The following is a 20,521-nucleotide window of genomic DNA, read 5'->3' on the forward strand; positions in this document are numbered from 1 at the left end:
GGGGGCGGGCGGCGGCGGAGCCGGGGCCGGGGCAGCCATCGCATCGAACGGTGCGGGGGCCGGGGGAGGCGGCGGTGCGAACGGATCGAGAGGCGGCGGGGGCGGGGGCAGCAGCCCGTTGAGGGCGACCGGATCGACCGGGGCCGGCGGCTCCTCGACGACGTTGCGTGGCGTTGCGGCGGAGAGCGGCCCGCCGCACGTCGGCCACGCACCCTTGCCCTGGGATGCCAGGACCCGTTCGGCGACCGCGATCTGCTCTTCCTTGGTGGCCAGGTAGGCGGCCGGAGCGAACTCGCCGCCGCCGTGGCCCGACCATGTGCTCGGCGAGAACTGCAGGCCACCGTGATAACCGTTGCCGGTGTTGATGGCCCAGTTGCCGCCGGACTCGCAGCGGGCGACCTGGTCCCACTCGTTGTCGGTCGCCGCGCCGGCCTGTCCGGCGAGGGCGACGCTGCCACCTCCGATGACTGCGCCGGTGAACGCGATCTTTGCGACGTTCACGGCAGAAGACGTGGGCTTACGGTGTCGTCCACTCATACGTGTGTGTGGTCCTCTCTGAAGCGCCCGCGAGGTCAGCTGTCGGGTTCGGGCTGGAGAGGTCGCCCGGCCGGCGTCGTCGAAACGGCGACGGCTTCACCCCAAGGAACCGAAGTCCCTGGTCCTGTTGTCGGTGGACCGGTGGGTCCCCCGCCTCCATCCAAGTTGTATCTCGTTGTCCCCGCGCCACCAACGGATGGAGCTCGGCGCAATTGGTGTCGCGGCAGGCCGGTCGCGATGTGGGGGTTGATCGGCCTGTTCAAGACCGTAACGGCTCGCCTGGGTCCCGTCATCTTTTGCTCGACGCAGTGTGTCCTGCGGCGGCAAATACTAAAAAAACTCTAAAAGACCTGGAAGGACCGTTGTTCCTGCAGGTGCCCCCCACCTCAACCGCGCCGTAGCCATCTTGTGACCATTCCGTTATGTGATGCAAATCACGAAATAGACACAGGGAGGTTGGTTCAGCCGCCGGCGAAGGGGGGAAGGACGTCGATCGTCTGCGCGCCACGCAGTTCAGAATCCATGTCCCGCACCGCAACTCCGTCACGCAGGTACGAACAGCGAGCAAGCACGCGGGCCAGCGCGGCATCCCGGGCGGTCAGGACGTCGATCAGGTCGGCCACCGTCGCTCCGTCACTGATGGCGAGAGTCTCGGTTTCGGTGCCCGCGGCCGCGCGTGCGGCCGCGAAATAGCGGATGGTGACCCGGGTACCGCTGTCAGCTGACGTCACTCACCCTCCGATCGCGCTCATCGGACGATCCGGCTGGACGAAACCCGGATCGTTGATGCCGTGACCTGCGGCCTTCTCCCACATGGCGGTGCGCCACGCGGCTTCCAGTGCGGAGTCGTCCGCGCCGGAGCGCAGGAGGACGCGCAAATCGGTCTCCTCGCGCGCGAACAGGCAGTTGCGGACCTGCCCGTCGGCGGTGAGCCTGCTGCGGTCGCAGGTGGCGCAGAACGCGTGGGAAACCGACGCGATGACCCCGATGTGGCCGACCACCTCGCCGCCCTCGTGGACCTGCCACAGCTGAGCCGGCGCCGACCCCCGCGGGCGTGGGTCGGGCGCCAATGTGAAATGAGCGCGCAGCGCGCCCAGGATGGCCTCGGCGCTGAGGGCGCGCTCGCGCCGCCAGGAGTGGCCGGCGTCGAGTGGCATCTGCTCGATGACCCGCAACTGGTAGCCGTGGTCGACGCAGAACCGTGCCAGCGACACCACGTCGTCGAGGCCGGTGACCGGATCCAGCACCGCGTTGACCTTCACCGGGTGTAGGCCGGCTTCGTGGGCGGCCCGCAGCCCGGCCACCACCTCGGCGAATCGGTCGCGCCGGGTGATGGCGGCGAACCGCGCGGGATCGACGGTGTCCAGCGAGACGTTGATGCGATCCAGGCCGGCCGCCTTGAGGCCGACCGCCCGCTTGGCCAGTCCGATGCCGTTGGTCGTCAGGGTGATCTCGGGTCGCGGTCGCAGCGCGGCCGTCGCGGCGACGATGCGTTCCAGGTGCGGCACCACCAGTGGTTCGCCGCCGGTGAACCGGACGCTGGTGATACCCAGACGGGTGACCGCGATGCCGAGCAGCCGGATCAGTTCGTCGGGGTGCAGCTTCTGGTCGTTGGGAAGCCAGTCGAGCCCTTCGGCGGGCATGCAGTAGGTGCAGCGCAGATTGCACAGATCGGTCAGCGACACCCGCAGGTCGGTCGCGATCCGGCCGAAGGTGTCGACCAGTGGACCGTCTCCGGGTGCCGGAGACGACGGGCGGTGCACCGTCGGCACGCCGAGGCCGACGACCGTCACGGCACCGTCCCGACGACGCGCCCGTGCGCCTGCGCCTGGTCGACCGGCACGATCTCCTTGCCCAGCGGCATCAGCGACACCGGGATCATCTTCAGGTTGGCCAGCGCCAGCGGGATCCCGATGATCGTGACCGCCATGGCCGCCGCGCTGACGAGGTGTCCGATCGCCAGCCACACCCCGGCCACGATGACCCAGATGACGTTGCCGATCAGCGCGCCGGGCCGGGGACCCGGCTTCTCGACGATGGTGCGGCCGAACGGCCAGAGTGCGTAGGCAGCGATGCGCAGGGAGGCGAACCCGAACGGGATCGTGACGATCAGCACGAAGCAGATGAGCGCGGCAAGAAGATAGCCCAGCGCCAGCCACAGCCCGCCGAAGACGAGCCAGATGACGTTCAGTATCAGTCGCATATCAGTCGCCTTGATCTTCGTCCAGCGGTAACTGGCAGCCTACCGACATAAGCGGATGCTGGCTGTGCTGGCGTCCGAGTAGGATCTCCCAGGACGCGTCCCGACGCAGGCGGGACGCTTATCTTTATGGACCCCTACGGGTCAGATATCTATCGGTTCAGACAGACAGCAGGTGAGACCAGTGCCGACCGGCCGGGTGAAGTGGTACGACGCCGAGAAGGGCTTCGGATTCCTCTCGCAGGAAGAGGGAGAGGACGTCTACGTGCGTTCCTCGGCGTTGCCCGCCGGTGTCGAGGGCCTCAAGGCGGGCCAGCGCGTCGAGTTCGGGGTGGCTGCGGGCCGTCGCGGTCCGCAGGCATTGAGCCTGAAGCTGATCGACCCGCCGCCGAGTCTGAGCAAGACCCGGCGCGAGGCCACCGCGGCCGAGCACAAGCACACTCCCGACGAGCTGCACGGCATGGTCGAGGACATGATCACGCTGCTGGAGAGCGCGGTGCAGCCTGAGCTCCGCAAGGGCAAGTACCCGGACCGCAAGGTCGCCCGCCGGGTGTCCGAAGTGGTGAAGGCCGTCGCCCGCGAGCTCGACGCCTGACCGGCGGTCCGTTGTCGCCCAGACTGAACTTGTTCGCGAGCCGGCGCCGATAAGACGCTCACAAGTTCAGATTCGGCGGGCGCACCGACGCTCCCGCTTCGCGTAGCGCAGCATAGGTGCGCGCTGCGATGGTGGCCGGACGGGTGCGGAGGATCTCGGCGCTGACGCGGATGATCCGCCAACCCTGAGCCTCCAGCTCCGCGATGCGGTCGATGTCGCGGGAACGTTGGCGGGGATCGGCCCAATGCTGCTCGCCGTCGTACTCGACGCCGACCTTCCACGTCTCCCAGCCCATGTCCACGCGACCGACGTGGTAGCCGTACCGGTCGAACACGTCGATCTGGGTGTGCTCCGGCGGCAACCCGGACTTGACGAGGACGAGACGGGTCCGCGTCTCCTGAGGTGACTCGGCGCCGGGATCGACGAGGTCGAGCGCCGCGCGCAGCTGCACGATCCCGCGGGCGCCGTGGTGCTGCTCCGCGACGCGACGCACGTCGGCCGTGGTGATCCTGGTCGCCCGCATCAGCGCATCCAGCCCGACCGCTGCGCGCGTGAGACCCGCCCGGCGGCCGAGGTCGAAGGCCGTCCGTGCCGGTGTCGTCACCGTGATACCTCGCAGGCACGCCAGCTCGTGTGGGACGAGGGTGTTGTAGTGCAGGACGATCCCGGCGGTCCTGTGCTGACTCGCCTGGTTCAGCTCCGCCGGCAGCCTGCGGTCGATCCACAGCGTGCCGTGCAGTGCGGCGGCAGAGACTCCGGCCACGACGGCCTGCCGCCGCGACCACAGCCACGCTGCTCGCGCTCTCTGCACAGGGTCGAGTTGCTGATCCCTGGGCACGTAGACATTCCGGTGCACCGACCGATACCGCGTCGAAAGCTGGTAGCGGGTGACCGTGCCCGCGTCGAGGGCTTCTGTGCCGAGGAACGGGTCCACGGCTATAGGACGCGAAGGCCGGCCCGCCGGTTCCTCCATGCCCGACTCTGAAGTTGTTCGTCAACATGCGGCCGGGAATCGCGATCAAGTTCAGATTGGGCGCCGGATGCGGGTATCACTGAGCCATGAGTTACGTCGCCGACCCGTCGAGTTCAGACGGCGAGTTCAGCCGGGACACCGAGTACATCGCGACGCGCATCACGGCCGACGGGCGCGACGGATACCCCGTCGAGGCCGGCCGCTACCGGCTGATCGTGGCCCGCGCCTGCCCGTGGGCCAACCGCACCATCATCGTGCGGCGTCTGCTGGGTCTGGAGGACGCGCTGTCGATCGGCTTCTGCGGACCCACCCACGACGAACGCAGCTGGACCTTCGACCTGGACCCCGGCGGTGTCGACCCGGTGCTGGGCATCCATTTCCTGCGCGACGCGTACAACAAGCGCATTCCGGACTATCCGAAGGGCGTCACTGTTCCGGCGATCGTCGAGATCGAGACCGGCCAGGTCGTGACCAACGACTTCCCGCAGATCACCCTCGACTTCTCGACCGAGTGGACCGCGCTCCATCGCGACGGTGCGCCGCAGCTCTACCCCGAGCCGCTGCGCGACGAGATCGACGAGGTCGCCCAGCGCATCTACACCGAGGTGAACAACGGCGTGTACCGGTGTGGATTCGCCGGCTCCCAGGGGGCCTACGAGAAGGCCTACGACCGGTTGTTCACCGCGCTGGACTGGCTGTCGGACCGGTTGTCCGACCGCCGCTACCTGGTCGGGGACACCATCACCGAAGCCGACGTCCGGCTGTTCACCACGCTGGCGCGGTTCGACCCCGTCTATCACGGCCATTTCAAGACCAACCGCAGCAAGCTCTCGGAGATGCCGGTGCTGTGGGCCTACGCGCGCGACCTGTTCCAGACGCCCGGGTTCGGAGACACCACCGACTTCGTCCAGATCAAGCAGCACTACTACATCGTGCATTCGGACATCAATCCCACCGGCGTGGTGCCGAAGGGGCCGGACCTGTCCAACTGGTTGACACCGCACGGTCGGGAAGCCTTGGGCGGCAGGCCTTTCGGTGACGGTACCCCGCCAGCCCCGCCGCGCGAGTCCGAGCGCGTGCCTGAATCACACTCCGCGGCCGCGAAACCGTCGTCGGGCTAGGCCTGCTGCCACACCGTGCGCACCGACCACTCGGCGTGCGGCACTGGGAACTCGTTACCGTCCTGGTCGCGGACCAGCGTCGGCAGTTGCACCGCGAACCCGGTGAGACGGCCGCGCTGGGCGTCCACCGTCGGGATCGTCACCGCCAGCCGGGTGCCGGGGCGGAACTCCTCGATCACGTCCGCGTCCTCGTAGGCGCGGATCAGCACCCACGGCGCCTGGGCGATCGCGCTCGGGATCGACAGCTGGATGGGGTAGCCGCCGGAGATCGGAAGCTCACCCTGGTCGGCGGGGATCACACAGTCGGTCGGGTTGAGCACCTGACAGAACCGGTACGGGCCCACCCTGGTCAGCTCACCGTGAGAGAACGCCGAGATCTCGGGGTATTGCGGACCATGATCGCGGGACATCTGCCAGATCAGTACGCCGGTACCGATCGACGAGAGCAGTGCCACCGTCGCCAGTACAGCGACCACACGTTTCACTCCCGGGTCACCGCCGCATCCGTCCGTCCGCCTTCTTGTTCAGCCAGTACCGGCCGGTTGCCGCCGAAGCCCGGTACCAGTGACTCGCCACGATAGCTCAGTACCGTCTGGGCCAATCCGAGGATCAGGATCGCAGTAATCGTGGTGAAGCCCGCGTACAGCTCGGTGTAGATCAGCACCCCGGTGGCGCCGCCGGCGACCCAGGCCAGCTGCAGCAGGGATTCCGACCGGCCGAACGCCGACGCGCGCGACTCCTCGGGCAGATCGTCCTGCAGTGACGCATCCAGGGACGCCTTGGCGATCGCGCTGCAGCCCGACGTGATCAAGGTCGCGACCGCGGCCACCAGCAGGCTGCCGGTCAGCGCGGTGACCAGTGCCGCCGCGGTGACCGCCACCGCGCAGCGCACCACCAGCCGGGCGGGGTGTCCGAGTTTGAGCCGGGCCGCGGTGAAGTTGCCGGCGAAGTTCCCGATGGCCGCCGCAGCGCCGATCATGCCCAGAATCCGCAGCTGCTCCCACCCGCCGGCGTCATGGGCCTTCGCGACGAACGCCGGGTAGAGGAACAGGAAGCCGACCATCACCTTGACGGTGCAGTTGCCCCACAGCGAGGTGATGATGTTGCGCCCCAGCGGCTGGCGGGCCTTGGCGGGCGCGCCCCCGTGCGGTGGGCGCCCGAGCACTTCGGTCTGGCCGTGATAGCTCAGGGTCGCAGGCACCTCACCCTCGGTGACCTCGACCCACTTCGGGATGCGCATGGCCAGGACCGCGCCGCCGATCGTCATCGCGACCACGACATAGAGGGCACCCGGCATCTGGAACAGCTGGAATCCCCACTCCGCGGCCGCCGCGACGCCACCGCCGATCATCGTGCCGCCCAACAGCCCGAACGTCGTCAACCGGGAATTCACCCGGACCAGGTCGATCGACGGTGGCAGCACGCGCGGTGTGACCGCGCTGCGCAGCACCGAGAACGACTTGGACAGCACCATCATCCCCAGCGCGCACGGATAGAGCACCCACGACGGGAAACTTCCTGTGGCGCTGTCGAAGTTCGCGATGAGCACCACGGCCAGCACCGTGCGCAGCGCGAACGACGCCGCCAGCGCGACCCGCCGACCGTGTTGCAGACGGTCGAGCGCCGGGCCGATCAGCGGTGCGATGACCGCGAACGGGGCGATGGTGATCAGCAGGTACAGCGCCACCCGGCTCTTGCTCTCACCGGAGGCCGCCGCGAAGAACAAGGTGTTGGCCAGTGCCACGGCCATCGCGGCGTCCACCGCGAAGTTCGCCACCACCGGCCACGTCAGCGCGGTCAGCCCCGACTTGTCCGCGCCGTCGGCGGTCGCGGCCCGGTGCACCAGGCCGTACATCTTCGAGCCCATCTCCCGGCTGCGCTGCGCCGCCGCGCGCGTCACCGTGACCTTGTCGCCGCCCCGTCCCGGCGGTGGGGGTGGGTAGCGGTCGCGATCGCGACCGCGACCGCCGGCGTGGTCGTCGAGCGGTGGCAACCACCGGTTGCCGCCCTGGCTCGGTGAGTAGGGGCGCGATCCGCGATCTCCGGGACGCGTCGCCGGGTCACTGGGATAGTTCGCCATCCCCGGATGCTCGCCCGCAGGGGGGCGCGGCGGGTAGTAGCGTCCGCCCTGCTGACCGTCAGGGTCCCGGTGGTCACGCCGCGATCCGGTCACGCCGTCGATTCTCCCCTATGCGAACGACAGCGGCCGTCTGGCCGACCGGTGTGGCTGGCCCGTGCCCGGTTCAGGCAGTATTGGTGGCGATGGACAGCATGACCCAACCCGATCCGCAGGCAACCGACCCCGGGCACGCCCCGGAACAACCGGTGCTCGACGCCCCCGGCCCCGAACAGGAGGCCGTGCTGTCGGGCGCGGTCGAGCAGGCCCGCGCCGCGATCGTCGAGGGCAGCGGTGAGGACTCCGTCGGCGAGTACCTCGGCGTGCAGTTCGAGGATCCGAGCTCGGCCACCCACCGCTTCCTGGCGGAGCTGCCCGGTTACCGCGGATGGCAGTGGGCCGTCGTGGTGGCCGCCTGCCCCGGCGCGGCGCACGCCACCATCAGCGAGGTCGTCCTCGTCCCCGGCCCGACGGCGTTGCTCGCGCCGAAGTGGGTGCCCTGGGACGAACGGGTGCGCCCGGGCGACCTCGGCCCCGGTGACCTGCTCGCTCCGCCCGCCGACGATCCCCGGCTGGTGCCGGGCTACACCGCCACCGGCGATCCGCAGATCGACGAGGTCGCGGTCGAGGTGGGGCTGGGCCGCCGCCAGGTGCTGAGCCTGTGGGGCCGTGGCGACGCCGCGCAGCGCTGGCACGACGGCGAGTACGGACCCGGCTCCGCGATGGCACGCGCCACCCGCCGCATGTGCCGCGACTGCGGCTTCTACCTGCCGCTCGGCGGAGCACTCGGTGTGATGTTCGGGGTGTGCGCCAACGAGTACTCCGCGGACGGCCACGTGGTGGACGCCGAGTACGGATGCGGTGCGCACTCAGAGACGCCGGCACCCGCGGGTACCGGGTCCCCGCAGTTCGATCCGTACGACGACGGGGTCCTCGATCTCGTCGAGCGAGCAAGTAGACAGTCCGGGGCGAGCGAGTAGACAGTCCGGAGCGAGCGAGTAGGCAGCTCCTAGGGCAAGGACTGGCGCTGCGCTAGTTTTCGGCGGCGGACTTGATGCGCGTCAGCGACGCGTTCATCCCCTCGATGAGCTCCTGCTCGAAACTCGGCACGCCGCCCATGAACTTGCCGACCAGGAAGTTGGACACCGCCGACGTGCCGTTCTCGGCGTGGCGGGTCTCGACCAGTCGGGTCCCGGCCTCCGTCGGCTCCAGTTCGTAGCTCCACACCGTGTTGTTCTCGTTGACCCGGAACGCCAGCTTCTTCTCCGGGATGAACTCGGTGATGCGGCATGTGGTGGGCCAGAACAGGAATCCGCGCCGGTTGAAGTTCACGGTGCGGGCACCTTGGCGCAGCTGCCCGATCGGCTTCATCGCCCGGCACTGCGGGCTCCACTGCGGCATCCTGCTCAGGTCCGAGACCAGCGCCCAGACCTTGGACACCGGCGCGTTGATGTCGACCTCGGCCTGCAAAATCGGCGCTGCCATCGCATTTCCTCCTACGTCAAGCCGCGTTGCGCACCGCGGTGCCCGCGGCGCACCGCGTGACGTTGCCACAGAAAGATCGTCGTGCCAAGCACTCCGACGGCCAGCCCGGCCACGGTGATCGGACGCCATTGGTGCAGCGCGCCGACGGTGAACGCCAGCACCGCCGCGACCAGCCAGCCGCACGCGATGACCACGATGACCGGCCACGGCGTGAGCAGCGCCGCGGGCAACGGAGGTGGCTGCGGATCGGAGTCGGTGTCCATCGCCTCCAACTTAACAACCGCGGGGTGGTAGGTACTCTCAGCGCTGTGTTCGCCGCCGTCCGTCTCGAAACAGCATGATCGTCAACGACGTTGAGGTCGTCGACGTCACCGACCCGGCGGACCCGCGACTGGACGACTTCCGCGACCTCAACAGCGTCGACCGCAGACCGGATCTGCCCAGCGGCAAAGGTCTGGTGATCGCCGAGGGCGTGCTGGTGGTGCAGCGCATGCTGGCGTCCCGGTTCGTGCCGCGGGCGCTGTTGGGCACCGATCGACGGCTGACCGAGCTCGGCGCCGACCTCGACGGCATTGGCGCACCGTTCTACCGCGCCTCGCCGGAGGTGATGGCCGAGGTCGTCGGCTTCCACCTAAACCGCGGTGTGCTTGCGTCGGCCTCGCGAGCGCCCGACCTCACGGTGCCCGCGGTGCTGGACCGGGCGCACACCGTCGCGGTGCTGGAGGGCGTCAACGACCATGAGAACCTCGGCTCGGTCTTCCGTAACGCCGCCGGGCTCGGCGTCGACGGGGTGATCTTCGGCAGCGGGTGCGCCGACCCGCTCTACCGCAGGGCTGTGCGCGTGTCGATGGGTCACGCGCTTCTGGTGCCGTTCGCCAAGGCCGAGAACTGGCCCGGCGACTTGGAGCTGTTGCGGGACAACGGCTTCCGAATTCTCGCGATGACCCCCGACCCGACGGCGCAGACCTTGGCCCAGGCGATGACGGGACTGGCCGATCAACGGCTGGCCATCCTGGTCGGCGCCGAGGGGCCGGGCCTCAAGGAACACACCATGCGGGCCAGCGATGTGCGCGTACGCATTCCGATGTCGCGGGGCACGGACTCGCTCAACGTCGCCACGGCCGCGGCTCTGGCGTTCTACGAGCGGGATAGGCTCGCCCGGTGACCGATCAGACGCCGTGGGGGACGGGCCTGACGGTCGCGGCGTTCGTCGCGGCGGTGGTCGCGGCCGCGGTCATCGTGCTCAGCATCGGGCTGATCCGGGTGCATCCGCTGCTCGCGGCCGGCCTGAATCTGGTTGCGGTGGGCGGGTTGGCGCCCACCGTGTGGGGATGGCGCCGGATCCCGGTGTGGCGCTGGTTCGTGCTCGGTACCGGCGTCGGGGTGGCGGTGGCGTGGATCGCGCTGCTGGCGATCACCGCGTCGGGCGTGTGAAAGCGTTGTCCGGGTAGGACTTCAGCGCTGGGCGCCGCTGGACCGCACGCCCAACAGCACGTCCTCCCAGGCGGGGACGGTGGGCCGGCTCTTACGCGGGCGGGCAGCGGCCTTGGCGGCCGGAGCGGGTTCGGTCACCTCGACAGGCTCGGGCTGCGGCTCGGGCTCGGGTGCGCGCTGAGGTTCAGGCGCTGGGACGTGCACCGGGACGTGCGCCTCTTCGGGTTCGCCGAGGGCGAGCTGCGCGACCGCGGCCAGTGGCCGCAGCGGGCGTGAGAAGTTCGGGTCGATCAGCTCGGCCGCGGCGTCGTCGAAGGCGGTGACGGTGCCGCCGTGCGCGCCGGGGGCGTACCGGAAGTGCGCGACGTTGTCCGACAGGCCGGCCTTCCAGGCCAGCTGCACGGTCCACCGACCGTCCTCGTTGCGCCAGGCGTCCCAGTTCGTGCCGTCGGGATCGAGACCACGAGCGATGAGCGACGAGGTGACCGTCTCCAGCAGCGTCAGCACCGACGGGCCGTCGGGCAGCACCGGATGTGCGGCGGTGGCCAACTCGGCGGCGCGGGCACGCTCCAGCAGCACGGGGTGGGCGAAGCGTTCGACCCGGGCGATGTCGACACCGGCGGCCGCGGCGACCTGCTCCACCGACGCACCGGCGCGGATCTTCGACTGGATCTCTCTGGGACGCAGCAAGGTGGGGACCTCGACATCGATCGTTGTCTGGTTCGAGCCGGCCCGGTCACCGCGCACCGCGGCCTTGAGCCGGTCGTCGGACCGAAGGACGAATTTCTCGTCGGAGTCGCTGGTTTCGCAGATGATGCGTCTGCCGTCGACGTCCAGACCGACGACCTTGAGTTCCCGCATAGCGACCTCCTCCGGGCTTGCGAGCCCGATACAGGAGGCCACCTTACTGCGTTATCAACCCGTAACCGGAGAGGACACGCGGCAGCCGGCTACAACCGCTGCACCGCCCAGTCGACGCACGCGGTCAGCGCGCTGACGTCGTCGGGCTCGACGGCGGGGAACATCCCGACGCGAAGCTGGTTGCGGCCCAGTTTGCGGTAGGGCTCGGTGTCGACGATGCCGTTGGCGCGCAGGATCTTGGCCACGGCCGCGGCGTCCACGTCGTCGGAGAAGTCGACGGTGCCGACCACCTGGGACCGCAGCGCCGGATCGGCGACGAACGGGGTCGCGAACGGCGAAGCCTCGGCCCATGCGTACAGCCGTGCCGACGAGTCCGCGGTGCGCCGGGTCGCCCAGTCGAGACCGCCGTTGGCGAGCAGCCAGTCGATCTGTTCGGCCAGCAGGATCAGCGTGGCGATCGCCGGGGTGTTGTAGGTCTGGTTCTTCAGGCTGTTCTCGATCGCGATCGGCAGCGACAGGAACTCCGGCACCCAGCGCCCGGTGCCGGCGATGGCCTCGACCCTGGCCAGCGCGGCGGGGGACAGGATCGCCAGCCACAGGCCGCCGTCGCCGGCGAAGTTCTTCTGCGGCGCGAAGTAGTAGGCGTCGGCCTGGGTGATGTCGACGGGCAGGCCGCCGGCCGCGGAGGTGGCGTCGATCGCGACGAGCGCGTCGCCGGCGCCGTCCGGGCGCACGACCGGCACCGCCACGCCCGTCGAGGTCTCGTTGTGCGCCCAGGCGATCAGGTCCGCCGACGGGTCGGCCTGCAGCGCGGGCGCGCTGCCCGGGTCGGCCTTGATCACGATGGGGTCGCCGACGAAGGGGTTCTTGGCCACCGCGGAGGCGAACTTCGCGCTGAACTCGCCGTAGGTCAGGTGCAGCGACCGCTTGTCGACCAGGCCGAACGCGGCGGCGTCCCAGAACGCCGTCGACCCGCCGTTGCCGAGGACGACCTCATAGCCGTCGGGCAGCGAGAACAGCTGGCGAAGCCCGTCGCGCACGCGGCCCACGAGGTTCTTCACCGGGGCCTGCCGGTGCGACGTGCCGAACAGATGGCCCGCGGCGGCCAACGCCTGGAGTTGCTCCGGCCGGACCTTGGACGGCCCGCAGCCGAACCTTCCGTCTGCGGGCTTCAGGTCGGCGGGGATGGTCAGGTTCTCGGCCATGCGGCAAGCCTAGAACTGGAGGTCAGCATGGAGAAATCGAGCGTCGCGGGGAGGCCGCGCCGAACAGCCCGTGCTGTGACGTGGAGCACATGTGACGCGGATTACCCGGCCGGGGCACACCCGCCGGAAGGCCCTGGTGAATTACTGGGACCGCGGGTACTGTCATTGGACAGCGACCAGAAGTATGTAAACCCCACGGGAGGCCGCAATGGCTGTCAAAGAAGCTCGGACGCGCATCATCCGGCGCTGGCGCAGGAACATGGACGTGCTCGACGACACCGAGTACGTGGACATGCTCAACACCCTTTCCGAAGGCTCGGTGCGCCGGAATTTCGACCCCTACACCGACATCGACTGGGATTCTCCCGAGTTCGCGGTGACGCCCGACGACGAGCGGTGGATCCTGCCCGCCACCGACCCGTTCGGGAAGCACCCCTGGTATCAGTCCCAGCCCCGACAGAAGCAGATCGAGATCGGCATGTGGCGACAGGCCAACGTCGCCAAGGTCGGTCTGCACTTCGAGTCCATCCTGATCCGCGGGCTGATGAACTACGCGTTCTGGGTGCCCAACGGCTCCCCGGAGTACCGCTACTGCCTGCACGAATCGGTCGAAGAGTGCAACCACACGATGATGTTCCAGGAGATGGTCAACCGCATCGGCGCCGACGTACCCGGTATGCCGCGGATGCTGAAGTGGCTGTCGCCGTTCATCCCGCTGGTGGCAGGTCCGCTGCCGATCCCGTTCTTCTTCGGCGTGCTCGCCGGCGAGGAGCCGATCGACCACACCCAGAAGAACGTCCTGCGCGAAGGCAAGGCCGTGCACCCGATCATGGAACGGGTGATGGCCATCCACGTCGCCGAGGAGGCCCGGCACATCTCCTTCGCGCATGAGTACCTGCGCAAGCGGGTGCCGCGGCTGAACCGCAGGCAGCGGTTCCTGCTGTCGCTGAACGTGCCGATCATCATGCGCGTGTTGTGCCAGGCGATCATCGTGCCGCCGAAGGCGTTCTGGCGGGAGTTCGACATTCCCCGCTCGGTCAAGAAGGAGATCTTCTTCGGCACCCCGGAGGCGCGCCAGTTCCTGCGCGACATGTTCGGCGACGTCCGAATGCTCTGTCACGACACCGGTTTGATGAACCCGTTCGCGAAGCTGATGTGGCGGATCTGCAAGATCGACGGCCCGCCCAGCCGGTATCGCAGCGAGCCCGCCCGCCGGCACGTGGTGAGCGCCGCCTGAGCCATGCCTCACGTCATCACCCAGTCGTGCTGCAGCGACGGGTCCTGCGTCTACGCCTGCCCGGTCAACTGCATCCACCCGACCCCCGACGAGCCCGGCTTCGCGACCGCGGAGATGCTCTACATCGATCCGGTGGCCTGCGTGGACTGCGGTGCGTGTGTGTCGGCCTGTCCGGTCGGGGCCATCTCCGCGGACACCCGGCTGGCACCTGACCAGCTGCCGTTCGTCGAACTCAACGCCGCGTTCTACCCGAAGCGCGACGGCAAGTTGCCGCCGACGTCGAAGCTGGCACCGGTGCAGGAGGCGCCCGTCGTCCATCCGCGACCGGGCGGTCCGTTGACGGTCGCGATCGTCGGGTCCGGACCCGCCGCGATGTACGCCGCCGACGAGCTGTTGACCCAGAAAGGCGTGCGGGTCAACGTGTTCGAGAAACTGCCGACGCCCTACGGGCTGGTGCGCGCCGGTGTCGCACCCGATCACCAGAGCACCAAACGGGTGACCGGGCTGTTCGACAAGATCGCCGCCCGTCCGGGGTTCACCTTCTATCTCAATGTCGAGGTGGGCGCAGACCTCACCCACGACGAGCTGCTGGCCCATCATCACGCTGTTCTCTACGCGGTGGGCGCCCCCGACGACCGCCGCCTGGACGTCGACGGCATGGGCCTGCCCGGCACGGCGACGGCCACCGAGGTGGTGGCGTGGTACAACGCCCATCCCGATTTCGCGCAGCTGCCGGTCGACCTCGGCGACGAACGCGTGGTGATCGTCGGCAACGGTAACGTGGCCCTCGACGTGGCACGGATCCTGACCACGGATCCGGATGTGCTGGCGCGCACCGACATCGCCGATCACGCGCTGGCGACGCTACGCGGCTCGCGGGTGCGGGAAGTGGTGATCGCGGCCCGGCGCGGACCCGACGCGTCGGCGTTCACGCTGCCGGAACTGATCGGTCTCACCTCGACCTGCGAGGTGGTGCTCGACCCCGCCGATCACGAGCGCGTGCTCACCGCGCTCGCGGAGGCGACCGACCCGCTCGTCCGCAACAAGCTCGAGGTGCTGGCGAAACTGGGTGACGCGACCGCGCCGATCACCGGACCGCGCATCAGGCTGGCCTATCACCTGACCCCGCAGCGGGTGCTGGGGGAGCAGCGCGCCGCCGGGGTGCGATTCGGGGTGACCGGTACCGACCAGACCTGTGACATCGCCGCGGGGCTGGTGCTGACCTCGATCGGCTACCGCGGCAAGCCCATTCGTGGGCTGCCGTTCGACGAGTCGGCCGCGGTCGTCCCGAACGACGGCGGACGGGTGATCGACCCCGAGGCGGGCGAACCGGTGCCTGGCAGTTACGTGGCCGGCTGGATCAAACGCGGACCGACCGGCTTCATCGGCACCAACAAATCCTGTGCCGCCGAGACCGTGCACAACCTGGTCGCCGATTATCGTGACGGACTCCTGGCTGCGCCGGTGCACAAGCCCTCCGCGTTGCCCCGCTTCGTGCGTGGCAGGCAGCCGGCCGTCATCGACGCCGCCGGCTGGAAGGCCATCGACCAGGCCGAGATCGCCCGGGGCGCCGGGTTGCGCCCGCGGGACAAGTTCTCCTCGGTCGCCGACATGACCGGTGCCGCGAGCGGAGCGTCGTCACCGTTGCCGAAGCGGGTGCTCGCCGCCCTGCGTCGATAAGGCCTCAGCCGCCGGAACCCGCACTGCCGCAGCCGATCCGGTACCGGCCTGCTGCTAGGCCCAGGATTGCAGCACGCTGAGGTAGGCCGTGGGTTGCACCGAGAGCTTGCCCACGTACGGATGCTCCAACGCGAAGATCAGGTACATCACGAACGCGAGCAGTGCCGCCGTCAACCCGACACCGAGCAGGTGTACGACCCGGTCCCGGGTGCCGGACAGGAACGTGAACGCCATCACCACGCCGCCGCCGCCGACCAGCAGCACCCACAGTTCGACCGGCACCGACGAGTCTCCGGTGGACACGCGGGCCTTGCGGTAGCTGGTCATGTCGTTCAACCGCACGATGGCGTGGTCGAAGAACGCGATCTGGTTGCGGGTCTCCGGCTGCACCTGCAGATAGTTCTCCCACACCGCGATCAGTTCGGCCGATTGCTCGGCGACGTGTTCGCCGTGGCGCATGCGCGGGAACTCGCTGTCGACCACGCTTCTGGTGTAGTCGATCAGGGCCTGCTCCACCGCTAACTGGGACTGCGGCGGCAGCGCCGCCGAATCGCGCAGCAGGTCGGCGATCGCGGCGGCCTCCTGTCCGCTGGCGTCCTCGGCGTCGCTGAACTGTTCCCAGACCACCACCACGACGAACGCGACCAGCACCGCATACAGGGTCCCGGCAAGCTGAAACATCGTGGTGGACACCGTGTTCGCACTGTCGAATCGCGACGCCGGCATCACCTTGTGGAACAGCAGCAGGCCGCCGAGAGAGATCCCGACAATGACGACGACCCACAACGTGCCAAGCACCGGTGGTGGAATCTGCAGTAACCACAGCACGGACATGCCCCCCTTGAGACTGCGCCGGCGTGCGCGGCCCAGCCCGGGCAATTATTACCGTTTGCACGTATCGGCAAACTGAGATTGAGCAAACCGCCAACCGGGACCTACCGGCGGAGGTATGCAAAGGCATGGGTTCTGCGCAGTGCGTGGGTCGGGTCGGAGCGCTGGCGGTCGCGCTGGGCGTCGGCGCTGCGGTGTTCACCGGATCCGGTGTCGCCTGGGCCGGTGAGGACGGCGCCGCGGCAACGGTTTCGGGGGCCGAGAGCGCGACAGGCGAGCGGGCCGGCCCAGTCGGAGAATCCGGCGACGCGGCGGACGACCCCGGCGACACCGAAGATGGCGATGAGTCCGAGGGCGCCGACGAGCCGGAACCCGAGCTCGAGCCGGACCCCGAAGCGGACAACGAGCCCGAACCCGAACCCGAGCCCGACGGCGAGCCCGAGCCGGTTGAGGACGAGGCGGGCGAGGACGAGGCGGGCGACACCCCGACCGAGGACGACGAGCCTGTCGTGGTTCGCGAAGACACGGCCGCCGGAACCGGCGACCGCGCCGCCCAGGAGCGCGACACCGCGATCACGGATCCCGGGGCCGACGACGCCGAGGCTGAATCGCGCCAGATGCGCACCGCCGCAGAGCCGCTCACCGCAGAGCCGTCCACCGCGGACCCGTCAAGCGCGGCCCTGATGGCCCCGACGATATCGACGATCTCGACGACCCTGACGACCCCGCCGGCGGTGCCGTCGTGGCGGCCCTGGCCGACCGCGTTCGATCTGCGCAGCGCCGTGACCTACGTGGTGGACCTCGCCACCAGCTTCGTCGACGCGTTGCTCAGGCCGTTCGCTGCCGGCCCGCCCCGCCCGGCGGCCGACCCGTCGGGCTGGGCACTGCTGGCCTGGGTGCGCCGCGAGTTCTTCAACAGCACACCCAGTCTCGCCGGGAATCCGCTGCCCCACACCCAGAGCCTCACCGCCGACGGCGAGGTCCGGATCACCGGGAACCTAGGCGTCGTGGACCGCGACGGCGATGAGCTGACCTACACGGTGATCGGACGCCCGGCGAACGGGGGAACCGTCACGGTCGACGCCGACGGCAACTTCGTCTACCGGCCGATGAACGCGATGGCCGCGGTCGGCGGCACCGACACGTTCACCGTGGCCGTCAGCGATGAGCACGACGGACTGCACGTGCACGGGTTGTTCGGCCTGCTGCAGTTCGTCCCGATCCTCGGCAACCTGCTCAACCCGGGCGGCGGCCACGGCCGCACCGTCACCGTCACCGTCAACGTCACCCCGGTGGACGGTGTCGACCTGTCGCTGCCCGAGGGATTCCGTTGGGGCGTCGCGCATTCGGGGTTCCAGGCCGAAGGCGGCCCCGGTTCGCCGGTCGACACCCGCTCGGACTGGTACCGCTGGGTGCACGACCCGCTCAACCGGCTGCTCGGCCTCGTCAAGGGGGTACCGGAGAACGGTCCGGGCGCCTACATCTCCTACGAAGGCGATGCGGCGCTCGCCCGCGACGACCTCGGGATGAACACATTCCGGATGAGCATCGAGTGGAGCCGCATCTTCCCCGAATCCACCGCGGCGGTGGACATTGCCGACGAGGGCGGAACCCTCAGCCTGGCCGACCTGCAGGCCCTCGACGCCCTTGCCGACCAGGACGAGGTGGCGCACTACCGGTCGGTGTTCGCGACGCTTCGGCAGTACGGCCTCGACCCCTTCGTCACCGTCAACCACTTCACGCTGCCGGTGTGGGTGCATGACCCGATCGTCGCGCGTCCGCTGATCCAGCTCGGCCTGCCCGCACCCGCGGCGGGCTGGCTCTCGCCGACCACCGCCCGCGAGTTCGAGAAGTACGCCGCCTATGTCGCATGGAAGTACGGCGACCAGGTGGACAACTGGGCCACGCTCAACGAACCGTTCCCGCCGGTGCTCACCGAGTTCCTGGCGATCCCGTGGGTGGTGCCGAACTGGCCGCCCGGGGTGATCCGGCCCGATCTGGCCTCGACGTTCCTGGTGAACCAGGCTGTCGGCCACGTCGCCGCCTACGACGCGATCCACGCCTGGGACACCACCGCGGCCACTGCGGGAGGGCCGGCGGCATTCGTGGGCTTCACCCACAACATGATCCCGGCGCGCCCGGCCAATCCGGTGAACCCGCTCGACGTGCAGGCCGCCGACGCGTGGAACCACTTCTACAACAAGTGGTTCCCGAACGCGGTGATCGACGGCTGGGTCGACGCGAACTTCGACGGCGTCAAGACCGCCGACGAGATCCATCCCGACATGGCCGGCAAGGTCGACTTCCTCGGCGTGCAGTACTACGGGTCGCAGCCGATCGTCGGTTTCGGGGTCGCACCGCTGCCGGGCTTCCCGTTCCTGCGCGGGTTCCCGATCCGGTGCTCGGCGAGCGAACCCACCTGCAGTGACTTCAACCAGCCGACCGACCCCGGCGGTTTCCGGGAGGTGCTCGAGCTCGCGGCGTCCTACGGGAAACCGTTGTGGGTCACCGAGAACGGGATCGCCGACGACGAGGACACCAAGCGGCCGTCCTACATTGTCAACCACATCGCGGTGGTGCAGGACCTGGTGGCCCACGGTACCGACATCCGCGGCTACACCTACTGGTCGTTCGTCGACAACCTGGAGTGGTCCGAAGGCTACGAGCTGCAGTTCGGCCTGTACGGTTCGGACCCCGACACCCCTGAGCTGGAACGCATCCCGAAGCCGGCGAGTATCGCGGCGCTGAGCGGCATCACCGGCGCCAACGGTCTGCCCGTCGCGCTGCTGCAGAGCTACGTCGCGAGCTAGCTGCTCGCTGACATCTGCTGCATCACTTCGTTCATGTCGACCTCACGGACGGTCTCGGCCAGCGACCACAGGTGGCCGAACGGATCGCGCAGCACCCCGTAGCGGTCTCCCCAGATCTGGTCCTCGAGCGGATTGACCACGGTGGCCCCGGCATCGAGTGCCCGCTGGAACCGGCCGTCGACGTCCGGGCCGTGCAGGTGGATGGTCACCGACGACCCGCCCAGCGCGGTCGGCGTGCTCGCCCTGCCGCCGTTGAACTCCGGGAAGTCGTCGTTGAGGAACACCATGGTGCCGTTGATCCGGGTGGCGGCGTGGACCAGCTTGCCGTCCGGGCCGGGCATCCGCACCATTTCCTCGGCGCCGAACGCCTTGGCATAGAAGTCGAGTGCGGCCGCGGCGTCGTCGACGACGAGGTGCGGTACCAGCATGGGTTGGTTGTCGATCGCCATGGTTTCTCCTCACGGTTGGTGGATTCTCGTTACAGACCTCCACCCGACCGGAAACTCATCGTTCAGACCACGGAGAACCCGCGGGGCAGATCGGTGCGCCCGGTCAACGCGAGCAGCGCTGTCGTGCCCCGGCCGAGCGCGACGCCGATCCGGGCGGCCAGTGCCGCAGCGTCGGCGAGGACCTCGGCGGGCGGCTCGGCGTCGATGCCGACGGCGCGTGCGATGTCCAGGCCGTGCACGGCCAGCTCGAAGGTCCGGGTGGGCAGGTAGCTGCTCAGCCGGATGCCCAGGCCGCCGATCACCTCGATCAGCGGGTCGTCGACGGCTGTCAGCTCAGCCTGCACCCGCGACGCCAGCGCCTCGACCGTGGCGGCCGGATCGTCGCCCAGCTCCCGGCCCGCCTGCCTGCCACGCTCGACGACGGCCGCCGCACCCATGCCGGCGGCGTAGGAGTGCATCCTGACGTAGTAGTCCACCGCGTCGGGGACGTCTTCGCGCTGCGCGGGGACCTTCAGGTACGTGCTGACCGTGATCAGCGATCGCGAGGCGTGGCCGACGAGGTCGCGCACGTTCCACTCACCCAGACCCGGGTCGCCCCATGCGGCATCCGGGATCTGCCGGACCACACCCACGAAATGGTCTGCCGCCGAAGCGAACACCAGCTGTGGCGCGGACGCGGTCATCAGCGGTTCAACAGGTCCCAGCCCGGCACCGACTCGGGGCCGCGCGGTTCGGGGCCGGTGTAGATCGCCGACGGTCGCACGAGCTTGCCGAGCCGCTTCTGCTCGAGGATGTGGGCACACCAGCCGGCGGTGCGGCCGCAGGTGAACATCGCGGGCATCATCGTCGGCGGCACCTCCGCGAAATCGAGGATCACCGCCGCCCAGAACTCGACGTTGGTCTCGATCGCACGGTCCGGTCGGCGTTCCCGCAGCTCGGCCAGCGCGGCCTGTTCCAGCGCCGCCGCCACCTCGTAGCGCGGCGCGG

23 protein-coding genes and 1 riboswitch are annotated in these 20,521 nt (G+C 69.2%); of the genes, 8 read left to right on the forward strand and 15 right to left on the reverse strand.

Going from position 1 to position 20,521, the window contains the following annotated elements:
• The 4 genes from MVA01S_RS20245 to MVA01S_RS20260 form a co-directional block, all read right to left on the reverse strand.
• On the reverse strand, positions 1–537 hold a 537-nt coding region (locus tag MVA01S_RS20245), incomplete at its 3' end, for a transglycosylase family protein (protein WP_169801767.1).
• Positions 538–546: 9 nt separating this feature from the next.
• Positions 547–717, reverse strand: a riboswitch (cyclic di-AMP (ydaO/yuaA leader).
• Positions 718–998: 281 nt separating this feature from the next.
• A complete protein-coding gene (locus MVA01S_RS20250) occupies positions 999–1,268 on the reverse strand; it encodes a MoaD/ThiS family protein (RefSeq protein WP_003930258.1) in 270 nt (89 codons plus the stop codon).
• Positions 1,269–2,330 carry a GTP 3',8-cyclase MoaA gene (gene moaA / locus MVA01S_RS20255; RefSeq protein ID WP_003930259.1) on the reverse strand — a complete coding sequence of 354 codons (1,062 nt, stop codon included), beginning with the start codon at positions 2,328–2,330 and terminating at the stop codon, positions 1,269–1,271.
• The gene (locus MVA01S_RS20260) at positions 2,327–2,740 is read right to left on the reverse strand and encodes a YccF domain-containing protein (RefSeq protein ID WP_003930260.1); all 414 of its coding nucleotides are present in this window, start codon (positions 2,738–2,740) and stop codon (positions 2,327–2,329) included. Before MVA01S_RS20260 ends, moaA begins: the two co-directional genes overlap by 4 nt.
• A 181-nt stretch (positions 2,741–2,921) precedes the next feature.
• Between MVA01S_RS20260 and MVA01S_RS20265 the strand changes: the two genes are divergently transcribed.
• Positions 2,922–3,332 (forward strand): cold-shock protein, encoded by a 411-nt coding sequence (locus MVA01S_RS20265; protein ID WP_003930261.1) that lies wholly within the window; start codon positions 2,922–2,924, stop codon positions 3,330–3,332.
• 58 nt (positions 3,333–3,390) lie between these two features.
• On the opposite strand, the gene MVA01S_RS20270 is transcribed toward MVA01S_RS20265, so the two are convergent.
• Positions 3,391–4,266 carry an endonuclease domain-containing protein gene (locus MVA01S_RS20270; protein WP_003930303.1) on the reverse strand — a complete coding sequence of 292 codons (876 nt, stop codon included), beginning with the start codon at positions 4,264–4,266 and terminating at the stop codon, positions 3,391–3,393.
• Between the two features lie 125 nt (positions 4,267–4,391).
• On the opposite strand from MVA01S_RS20270, the gene MVA01S_RS20275 reads away from it, so the two are divergent.
• Positions 4,392–5,426, forward strand: coding sequence for a glutathione S-transferase family protein (locus tag MVA01S_RS20275; RefSeq protein ID WP_003930304.1), 1,035 nt, complete (start codon positions 4,392–4,394; stop codon positions 5,424–5,426).
• Here MVA01S_RS20275 and MVA01S_RS20280 read toward each other — a convergent pair.
• Positions 5,423–5,911 (reverse strand): DUF2771 domain-containing protein, encoded by a 489-nt coding sequence (locus MVA01S_RS20280; RefSeq protein ID WP_003930305.1) that lies wholly within the window; start codon positions 5,909–5,911, stop codon positions 5,423–5,425. The genes MVA01S_RS20275 and MVA01S_RS20280 overlap by 4 nt on opposite strands.
• Positions 5,908–7,506: an MFS transporter gene (locus MVA01S_RS20285; protein WP_003930306.1), complete on the reverse strand. Its 1,599-nt coding sequence runs from the start codon at positions 7,504–7,506 to the stop codon at positions 5,908–5,910. Before MVA01S_RS20285 ends, MVA01S_RS20280 begins: the two co-directional genes overlap by 4 nt.
• Before the next feature lie 191 nt (positions 7,507–7,697).
• Between MVA01S_RS20285 and MVA01S_RS20290 the strand changes: the two genes are divergently transcribed.
• Positions 7,698–8,522 (forward strand): DUF3027 domain-containing protein, encoded by an 825-nt coding sequence (locus MVA01S_RS20290; protein WP_040541131.1) that lies wholly within the window; start codon positions 7,698–7,700, stop codon positions 8,520–8,522.
• Between the two features lie 52 nt (positions 8,523–8,574).
• Here the strand turns inward: MVA01S_RS20290 and MVA01S_RS20295 are convergent, their stop codons facing one another.
• Together MVA01S_RS20295 and MVA01S_RS20300 are read right to left on the reverse strand one after the other, a co-directional pair.
• On the reverse strand, positions 8,575–9,027 hold the full coding sequence (locus tag MVA01S_RS20295; protein WP_003930308.1) for an SRPBCC family protein: 453 nt from the start codon (positions 9,025–9,027) through the stop codon (positions 8,575–8,577).
• An 11-nt stretch (positions 9,028–9,038) separates the two neighbouring features.
• Positions 9,039–9,290, reverse strand: a complete 252-nt coding sequence (locus tag MVA01S_RS20300; protein ID WP_003930309.1) for a DUF2530 domain-containing protein — start codon at positions 9,288–9,290, stop codon at positions 9,039–9,041.
• Between the two features lie 74 nt (positions 9,291–9,364).
• Here MVA01S_RS20300 and MVA01S_RS20305 point away from each other — a divergent pair, with 74 nt between their 5' ends.
• Entirely contained in the window at positions 9,365–10,192 is an 828-nt protein-coding gene (locus tag MVA01S_RS20305; protein WP_003930310.1) for a TrmH family RNA methyltransferase, read from the forward strand.
• Positions 10,189–10,461, forward strand: coding sequence for a DUF2537 domain-containing protein (locus MVA01S_RS20310; protein WP_003930311.1), 273 nt, complete (start codon positions 10,189–10,191; stop codon positions 10,459–10,461). Before MVA01S_RS20305 ends, MVA01S_RS20310 begins: the two co-directional genes overlap by 4 nt.
• 21 nt (positions 10,462–10,482) lie before the next feature.
• On the opposite strand, the gene sepH is transcribed toward MVA01S_RS20310, so the two are convergent.
• A complete protein-coding gene (sepH, locus tag MVA01S_RS20315) occupies positions 10,483–11,322 on the reverse strand; it encodes a septation protein SepH (protein ID WP_003930312.1) in 840 nt (279 codons plus the stop codon).
• Between the two features lie 89 nt (positions 11,323–11,411).
• Positions 11,412–12,527: a phosphoserine transaminase gene (gene serC, locus MVA01S_RS20320; RefSeq protein WP_003930313.1), complete on the reverse strand. Its 1,116-nt coding sequence runs from the start codon at positions 12,525–12,527 to the stop codon at positions 11,412–11,414.
• Positions 12,528–12,735: 208 nt separating this feature from the next.
• Between serC and MVA01S_RS20325 the strand changes: the two genes are divergently transcribed.
• On the forward strand, positions 12,736–13,764 hold the full coding sequence (locus MVA01S_RS20325; RefSeq protein ID WP_040541085.1) for an AurF N-oxygenase family protein: 1,029 nt from the start codon (positions 12,736–12,738) through the stop codon (positions 13,762–13,764).
• Between the two features lie 3 nt (positions 13,765–13,767).
• Positions 13,768–15,444: an FAD-dependent oxidoreductase gene (locus MVA01S_RS20330; RefSeq protein ID WP_003930315.1), complete on the forward strand. Its 1,677-nt coding sequence runs from the start codon at positions 13,768–13,770 to the stop codon at positions 15,442–15,444.
• A 54-nt stretch (positions 15,445–15,498) separates the two neighbouring features.
• On the opposite strand, the gene MVA01S_RS20335 is transcribed toward MVA01S_RS20330, so the two are convergent.
• Positions 15,499–16,278 carry a bestrophin-like domain gene (locus MVA01S_RS20335; RefSeq protein WP_003930316.1) on the reverse strand — a complete coding sequence of 260 codons (780 nt, stop codon included), beginning with the start codon at positions 16,276–16,278 and terminating at the stop codon, positions 15,499–15,501.
• Between the two features lie 125 nt (positions 16,279–16,403).
• Here MVA01S_RS20335 and MVA01S_RS20340 point away from each other — a divergent pair, with 125 nt between their 5' ends.
• Positions 16,404–19,085, forward strand: coding sequence for a family 1 glycosylhydrolase (locus tag MVA01S_RS20340; RefSeq protein WP_060941677.1), 2,682 nt, complete (start codon positions 16,404–16,406; stop codon positions 19,083–19,085).
• Here the strand turns inward: MVA01S_RS20340 and MVA01S_RS20345 are convergent.
• The 3 genes from MVA01S_RS20345 to MVA01S_RS20355 form a co-directional block, all read right to left on the reverse strand.
• Positions 19,082–19,534, reverse strand: a complete 453-nt coding sequence (locus MVA01S_RS20345) for a VOC family protein (protein ID WP_003930166.1) — start codon at positions 19,532–19,534, stop codon at positions 19,082–19,084. The genes MVA01S_RS20340 and MVA01S_RS20345 overlap by 4 nt on opposite strands.
• 62 nt (positions 19,535–19,596) lie before the next feature.
• Entirely contained in the window at positions 19,597–20,217 is a 621-nt protein-coding gene (locus MVA01S_RS20350; RefSeq protein ID WP_003930167.1) for a maleylpyruvate isomerase family mycothiol-dependent enzyme, read from the reverse strand.
• Positions 20,217–20,521 (reverse strand): citrate/2-methylcitrate synthase (locus MVA01S_RS20355; protein WP_303621349.1); only part of this gene is annotated, 305 nt, incomplete at its 5' end. The genes MVA01S_RS20350 and MVA01S_RS20355, both read right to left, overlap by 1 nt.

The sequence above is a fragment of the Mycolicibacterium vaccae NBRC 14118 = CIP 105934 genome (assembly GCF_001552715.1).
GTDB classification, from domain to species: domain Bacteria; phylum Actinomycetota; class Actinomycetes; order Mycobacteriales; family Mycobacteriaceae; genus Mycobacterium; species Mycobacterium vaccae.

Excerpts from the sequence above, each read along its gene's own strand:
- MVA01S_RS20330 (WP_003930315.1), top strand. The coding sequence starts at position 13,768 with ATGCCTCACGTCATCACCCAGTCGTGCTGCAGCGACGGGTCCTGCGTC.
- MVA01S_RS20285 (WP_003930306.1), bottom strand. The coding sequence starts at position 7,506 with ATGGCGAACTATCCCAGTGACCCGGCGACGCGTCCCGGAGATCGCGGA.
- MVA01S_RS20260 (WP_003930260.1), bottom strand. The coding sequence starts at position 2,740 with ATGCGACTGATACTGAACGTCATCTGGCTCGTCTTCGGCGGGCTGTGG.
- serC (WP_003930313.1), bottom strand. The coding sequence starts at position 12,527 with ATGGCCGAGAACCTGACCATCCCCGCCGACCTGAAGCCCGCAGACGGA.
- MVA01S_RS20345 (WP_003930166.1), bottom strand. The coding sequence starts at position 19,534 with ATGGCGATCGACAACCAACCCATGCTGGTACCGCACCTCGTCGTCGAC.
- MVA01S_RS20340 (WP_060941677.1), top strand. The coding sequence starts at position 16,404 with ATGGGTTCTGCGCAGTGCGTGGGTCGGGTCGGAGCGCTGGCGGTCGCG.
- MVA01S_RS20290 (WP_040541131.1), top strand. The coding sequence starts at position 7,698 with ATGACCCAACCCGATCCGCAGGCAACCGACCCCGGGCACGCCCCGGAA.
- MVA01S_RS20275 (WP_003930304.1), top strand. The coding sequence starts at position 4,392 with ATGAGTTACGTCGCCGACCCGTCGAGTTCAGACGGCGAGTTCAGCCGG.
- MVA01S_RS20300 (WP_003930309.1), bottom strand. The coding sequence starts at position 9,290 with ATGGACACCGACTCCGATCCGCAGCCACCTCCGTTGCCCGCGGCGCTG.
- MVA01S_RS20325 (WP_040541085.1), top strand. The coding sequence starts at position 12,736 with ATGGCTGTCAAAGAAGCTCGGACGCGCATCATCCGGCGCTGGCGCAGG.
- MVA01S_RS20350 (WP_003930167.1), bottom strand. The coding sequence starts at position 20,217 with ATGACCGCGTCCGCGCCACAGCTGGTGTTCGCTTCGGCGGCAGACCAT.
- MVA01S_RS20295 (WP_003930308.1), bottom strand. The coding sequence starts at position 9,027 with ATGGCAGCGCCGATTTTGCAGGCCGAGGTCGACATCAACGCGCCGGTG.
- sepH (WP_003930312.1), bottom strand. The coding sequence starts at position 11,322 with ATGCGGGAACTCAAGGTCGTCGGTCTGGACGTCGACGGCAGACGCATC.
- MVA01S_RS20335 (WP_003930316.1), bottom strand. The coding sequence starts at position 16,278 with ATGTCCGTGCTGTGGTTACTGCAGATTCCACCACCGGTGCTTGGCACG.
- MVA01S_RS20305 (WP_003930310.1), top strand. The coding sequence starts at position 9,365 with ATGATCGTCAACGACGTTGAGGTCGTCGACGTCACCGACCCGGCGGAC.